The organism is Pseudomonas sp., from assembly GCF_036404235.1.
Taxonomy (GTDB): Bacteria; Pseudomonadota; Gammaproteobacteria; order Pseudomonadales; family Pseudomonadaceae; genus Aquipseudomonas.
In genome coordinates, this window is sequence record NZ_DASWOT010000138.1 from 1 (window position 1) to 5,171 (window position 5,171).

Annotated in this window: 4 protein-coding genes and 1 pseudogene; 3 read left to right on the forward strand and 2 right to left on the reverse strand. The window is 57.0% G+C overall.

Translation table 11 applies throughout. The features are described from left to right. A partial coding sequence (locus tag VGC62_RS17495; protein ID WP_331188337.1) for a carbon starvation CstA family protein occupies positions 1-213 on the reverse strand: 213 nt, incomplete at its 3' end. A 342-nt stretch (positions 214-555) separates the two neighbouring features. Between VGC62_RS17495 and VGC62_RS17500 the strand changes: the two genes are divergently transcribed. The 3 genes from VGC62_RS17500 (at position 556) to VGC62_RS17510 (ending at position 4,639) form a co-directional block, all read left to right on the forward strand. Then, a complete protein-coding gene (locus VGC62_RS17500; RefSeq protein WP_331188338.1) occupies positions 556-1,908 on the forward strand; it encodes a cache domain-containing protein in 1,353 nt (450 codons plus the stop codon). A gap of 34 nt (positions 1,909-1,942) precedes the next feature. After that, on the forward strand, positions 1,943-2,575 hold the full coding sequence (locus VGC62_RS17505; RefSeq protein WP_331188339.1) for a response regulator transcription factor: 633 nt from the start codon (positions 1,943-1,945) through the stop codon (positions 2,573-2,575). Positions 2,576-3,202: 627 nt separating this feature from the next. Continuing rightward, on the forward strand, positions 3,203-4,639 hold the full coding sequence (locus VGC62_RS17510) for a catalase (protein ID WP_331188340.1): 1,437 nt from the start codon (positions 3,203-3,205) through the stop codon (positions 4,637-4,639). A 381-nt stretch (positions 4,640-5,020) separates the two neighbouring features. Here the strand turns inward: VGC62_RS17510 and VGC62_RS17515 are convergent. Continuing rightward, positions 5,021-5,171, reverse strand: a pseudogene (locus VGC62_RS17515) (ectoine/hydroxyectoine ABC transporter ATP-binding protein EhuA); the annotation flags it as partial.

The following is a 5,171-nucleotide window of genomic DNA, read 5'->3' on the forward strand; positions in this document are numbered from 1 at the left end:
CGCCGGAGTGGCCCGGGTTGGATCGAGTTGCATGACGTGATTGGCGATGAACAGACTGTAATAACGATACGCAACCAGATAAATAGCCACCGCAGCGACGACAATCCAGAGTGCGTTGATGGCTTCGCCGCGGCGCAACGCGACGACACCCAAGGCGCATGCCCCTAGGGCCGCGACGGCGAACCAACCTAGATGTTTGGTCAGTCGGGTCATTGTGGGTCTCCTGCCCAAGCCCGTTGGCTTGTGGCGTAGTTGTTATTGTTTGGTCCGCGGTAACGGAGCGTCGCCACTATCCGCGCTGCTGTCAGCAAGAGAAATTAGTATTACTACGGTAGTTGCTACGTAGTACTACTGAGACTGCAAGGTAACTGTAGGAGCCAACTTGTTGGCGAAGCAGCCCCCGCGATGTGCGCGATCACACTGTCTCGCGAACAAGCTCACGCCTACAGAGCCTCGCATTCATCGGCCATTCAGACACATCAGAAACCTCGCAGCGCTTACGTGTTGCGTGTTTAATACCGCCCAAACAACACGCCCACGTGGACGTCTACCACTATGCAACTCAAACACAAGATCGTCGCCCTGGGCATTCTGCCGTTGATCCTCGCGGTGTCGGTGATCTGCGCGCTGGTCATTGTGCAAAACCAGCGTCTTGGCGAGCAGCAGGCGCAGTTAATCGAAGACAGCATTCTGGCGAGCAAGCGCGCTGAACTTAAGAACTACGTAGAAATGGCCATGAGCGCCCTCGCGCCCATCTATGAAAGCGGCCGCGACGATGAACAAACCAAGCAGCACGTGCTGGAAGAACTGTCGAAGCTGAGCTTTGGCATCGATGGTTATTTCTTCGTCTATGACCGTAATGGCCGCAACCTGATGCATCCGCGTCAGGCTGCGCTGGTGGGCAAGGATTTGTGGAACATGACCGACCCACAAGGCTTGCTGGTGATCCGCGCACTGCTCAAAAGCGCCGAAAGCGGTGACGGTTTCCAGCATTACGCCTGGGAAAAACCGTCAACCGGCCAAATCACCGGGAAATTGGCGCGGGTGGTCATGCTCGATCGCTGGGGTTGGATGCTTGGCACCGGGATCTACCTGGAAGACGTTGAACGCGCCACCCAGCAAGCGCGCAAGGAAGTTGCCCAAGGTATTTACGCGACCATGCTCGACATCGGCGCTGTTGCATTGATTGCGGTGTTGCTGGTGTTCATCTGCGGCGTGACCCTCAACGCCAGCGAACACCGCTTGGCTGATCGCAAGCTGCAACTGCTCAACCAACGCATCATGAACTTGCAGGAAGAAGAGCGCTCAAGGCTTTCCCGAGAACTGCACGACGGCATTAGCCAGGTACTGGTCTCGATCAAGTTCCAGTTCGAGCTCGCCAGCCTGCAACTGGAAGCGGGCAATGAGCGCGGATTGGACGCGCTGCGCCAAGGCACCGAACGGCTGGGCGATGCGATCGGTGAAATCCGCACTATTTCCCATGATCTACGCCCTTCCCTGCTCGACACCCTGGGCCTGGCCGCTGCCGTGACCCAACTGGTGACCGAGTTCGAACAACAAAGTGGCCTGACTATTCATTACCAGCACCATCTGGGCGATCTCAAGCTAGAAGACGGCGCGCCCGTGGCATTGTTCAGAATCCTGCAAGAAGCGTTGACCAACATCGAACGGCACGCCCACGCCAGGAATGTCTACATCAACCTGGACGGTAATCAGCGGCAGGTGCAACTGTCGGTGCGCGATGACGGTGTTGGTTTTGAAGTCGACCGCCTGCAAGAGATACAAGGCGGCATCGGTTTGCGTAATATCCGCGAGCGCGTCGAGCACTTCCATGGCCAACTGAGCCTGTTTTCGGCGCCCGGGTGCAGTGAACTGAGCGTGACCATGCCGATCAGGGCTGCGGCTTGAGCCTTTTTTTCCAGACAGGAATGATGTTGTAAACATGAGCCCATCCACGCCTATCCGCATTGCCTTGGTCGACGATCACTCCCTTGTCCGCGATGGCATACGTGCCCTGCTCTCGGCCAGGCCACAGTTCGACGTGGTCGGTGAAGCGGAGAACGCCGCGCAAGGCTTGGCGATGTGCGAAGCCGTTAATCCTGACATCGTACTGGTCGACATCGGCCTACAGGACATGAATGGCCTGGAGCTGACCCAACTGATTCGCAGCCGATGCCCGCATGTGAAGATCCTGATCTTGAGCATGTACGACAATCAGGAGTACGTCGCTACGTCGATCCGGGCAGGCGCCAGCGGTTACGTGCTCAAGAACGCACCTTCCCGAGAAATCGTTGCGGCCATCGAGGCAATTGCCACCGGCGGCACGTTTTACAGTGCCGAAGTGACCTTGAAACTGGTGTCTAGAAAGACTGAGGAAAACGAGCTGACGCCCCGTGAAGTCCAGGTATTGGTGGGCTTGGCGAAGGGCCTGGACAACAAAACCATCGCCCGCGATCTGACCATCAGTGTGAGGACAGTGGAAACCCACCGCCTGAGCATCCGCCGCAAGTTGAAAGTGGATAAACCGGCAGGGCTGGTGAAGTATGCGATGGAGCATGGGTTGTTGTTACCGTAAATCCACAGAACGCAGAGCACCGACGGGCAGCGACCCACTCACTGGGGCGAACTCGTTGGCGAAGCGGTGTTTCAGGCACACCGTGTTGGTCGCTTCGCCAACAAGTTGGCTCCTACAGGCATCGGGTGCTCAATCAGAACTTCAACGGCCGATTGCAAGGTCGGGGGGCTTTTTGTTTGTCTGGGCGATGAAGAATCGGTTGTAGGAGCGAACTTGTTCGCGAAGCGGTGTTTCAGGAGCGCCGCGTTGGTCGCCTCGCCAACAAGTTGGCTCCTACAGGCATCGAATACAGGCTTATCGCTACGGCAATACCCGCTCAGCCGTCTGCTAATCCACTGGCAGGAAAACCTGAACATCGCGCCCTGCCCTGCACCTCGCGCCGCCGATATTGAAGGGCCGCCAAAACAGTACGTCGCGCAACTGCGGCGCAATCCCCAGTCCGCTGTCGCGGACGTCAATTTTTCGTGTATACCTTGCCCGTTGGACTCGCAATGCGTCTGGCACGCCCCTTACGAAACGTTTAGTGATGAATCTGCACACCGTGTGGCAGTGCTAAAAGACTCACAATCGTCCTATAACGTGCACTGCATTTAAAGAGACTTAACTGTCCACCTGAGGAGCCTGATCATGAACAAACTCACCACTGTCGCCGGCGCACCCGTCGTCGATAACAACAACTCGCAGTCGGCCGGCAAACGAGGCCCGCTGCTATTGCAAGACGTCTGGCTGCTGGAAAAACTGGCCCATTTCGACCGAGAGGTCATTCCTGAGCGTCGCATGCATGCCAAAGGTTCTGGTGCATTCGGCACCTTCACCGTCACCCACGACATTACGCAGTACACCAAAGCGCAGTTGTTCTCGCAGATTGGCAAACAGACCGATATCTTCATTCGCTTCTCCACCGTAGCAGGCGAACGTGGCGCAGCCGATGCGGAGCGCGATATTCGCGGTTTCGCCATCAAGTTCTACACCGAACAAGGCAACTGGGACCTGGTGGGCAACAACACCCCGGTGTTCTTCCTGCGCGATCCGTTGAAGTTCCCGGACCTTAACCACGCGATCAAACGCGACCCGCGCACCAACCTGCGTAGCGCCGATAACAACTGGGATTTCTGGAGTTCGCTGCCTGAGGCATTGCACCAGGTCACAGTGGTGATGAGTGATCGCGGCTTGCCGAGTTCCTACCGCCATATGCACGGTTTCGGTAGCCACACGTTCAGCTTCATCAGCCCGGACAACAAGCGCTACTGGGTCAAGTTCACGATGAAAACCCAGCAAGGCATCAAGAACCTCACCGATGAAGAAGCCGCCGCACTTGTGTCCGGTGACCGTGAAACGCACCAGCGCGACTTGTACGACGCTATCGAAGCGGGCCAGTTTCCAAAATGGACCCTGTACGTGCAAATCATGCCGGAAGAAGAGGCAGGCACTTACAACATTCATCCGTTCGACCTGACCAAGGTCTGGCCACATGGCGACTACCCACTGATCGAAGTGGGTACGCTGGAACTCAACCGTAATCCAGAAAACTATTTCCATGACGTTGAACAGGCCGCGTTCAACCCGGCCAACGTCGTGCCTGGCATCAGCTTCTCGCCAGACAAAATGCTCCAGGGCCGGTTGTTCTCCTATGGCGATGCGCAGCGTTATCGATTGGGCGTCAATCATCACCAGATCCCGGTCAACGCCCCGAAATGCCCGGTCAACAGCTACCACCGCGACGGCCAGATGCGCGTCAACAACAACTACGGCGGCACCATTGGCTATGAACCCAACAGCAAAGGTGCCTGGGTCGAACAGCCCGACTTCACCGAGCCACCACTCGCGTTGGACGGTGCGGCGCATAACTGGAATTTCCGTGAAGACGATGACGACTACTACTCCCAGCCGCGGGCCTTGTTCCGCTTGATGACGCCTGCGCAGCAACAGGTGCTATTTTTCAATACCGCTCGGGCTATTTCCGGTGCCTGCGAATTGGTCAAGCAACGCCATATCGACAACTGCACCAAAGCCGATCCGGCTTATGGCGCAGGTGTCGCGGCTGCGATCGAAACCGTTGGCTAAACAGCAGCTGCTGTAGGAGTGAACGTGTTCGCGAAGCGGTGTTTCAGGCGCACCGCGTTGGTCGCTTCGCCAACAAGTTGGCTCCTACGGAAATCGGGTGCTCAATCAGAACTTCAACGGCCGGTTGCAAGGTCGGGGGGCGTTTTTGTTTGTCTGGGCAATGAAGAATCGGTTGTAGGAGCGAACTTGTTCGCGAAGCGGTGTTTCAGGCACACCGCGTTGGTCGCTTCGCCAACAAGTTGGCTCCTACAGATCGTGGATACTGGCCCCTCGGCTGTGTATCGAAGCGACGCACGCGTCCAAGCTTACGTCGGCTCAAACCAGCACTGTCAGCACACTACCCTGCGAAAGGCGATCAGTCCGCCAAAAATCCTGACCGACTCAATGCAGTACGCTCTGCAAAAACTGCCGCGTGCGGGCTTCTTTCGGGGCTGAAAACATGTCCGACGGCGGCCCCATCTCGACGATCCGCCCGCCATCGAAAAACACCACCCGATCCGCCACTTCCCGGGCGAAACCCATTTCATGGGTC

What these genes read in the sequence shown, in the direction of transcription:
- VGC62_RS17500 (WP_331188338.1), top strand. Translation starts at nt 556, where the DNA reads ATGCAACTCAAACACAAGATCGTCGCCCTGGGCATTCTGCCGTTGATC.
- VGC62_RS17505 (WP_331188339.1), top strand. Translation starts at nt 1,943, where the DNA reads ATGAGCCCATCCACGCCTATCCGCATTGCCTTGGTCGACGATCACTCC.
- VGC62_RS17510 (WP_331188340.1), top strand. Translation starts at nt 3,203, where the DNA reads ATGAACAAACTCACCACTGTCGCCGGCGCACCCGTCGTCGATAACAAC.